The sequence below is a fragment of the Vibrio sp. M260118 genome, assembly GCF_036533755.1.
In the GTDB taxonomy this organism is placed as follows: Bacteria; Pseudomonadota; Gammaproteobacteria; order Enterobacterales; family Vibrionaceae; genus Vibrio.
Genome location: NZ_JATABG010000676.1, coordinates 1 through 691 on the forward strand (window position 1 = coordinate 1; position 691 = coordinate 691).

Here is a 691-nt window from a genome sequence, read left to right on the forward strand (position 1 = left end):
GTTTCAATAAATGCCATAAACAGAATTTTGTCGAGTATCCACATTGATAAATGTCGCCTGAGCCATAAAAAAAGAGCCGCGATTGCGACTCTTTTTCCATGTTTTCTAGATTTAAATAACGCCTAATTCTCGTAGTCTTTCCATCAGGTAGCTATCTGCAGTATGGCGCTCCGACAACACGACTTCAGGTTTCGGGTGTAAGAACAGCGGCAGAGAAATACGAGACTGCTCTTGTCTCTCACCTGTTGGGTTGATAACTCGGTGCGTTGTTGAAGGGAAATAGCCGCCCGAGGCCTCTTGCAACATGTCACCAATGTTTATAATTAAGTTGCCAAAGTCACATGGGACATCAAGCCAATCACCCTGTTTCGATAACACTTGCAAGCCTGGTTCATTTGCTGCAGGTAACACCGTCAATAAGTTTATGTCTTCATGTGCCGCTGCACGTATTGCCCCTGACTCTTCGTTACCCGTCATTGGTGGGTAGTGTAGGATTCGAAGCAGTGTTTTATTGCTGCCGTTGATCATTTCAGACAAAGCGACAGAAAACTTAGCTTGGACCTCTGCTGGAGCATGAGCTTCTACCCAGCCTAACAGCTCCTCGGCGAACTCATTCGCACGCTGATAGTAATCCAATATTTGCTGTTTTAGTTCCTCAGGCATCTGGCCCCAAGGATATGCGTGGAAATAC

Annotated in this window: 1 protein-coding gene; it reads right to left on the minus strand. The window is 45.7% G+C overall.

Translation table 11 applies throughout. The annotated features are described in order from the left end of the window. Positions 1-111: 111 nt before the first annotated feature. Positions 112-691 (minus strand): 2OG-Fe(II) oxygenase family protein (locus QTO00_RS20500; RefSeq protein WP_331426379.1); only part of this gene is annotated, 580 nt, incomplete at its 5' end.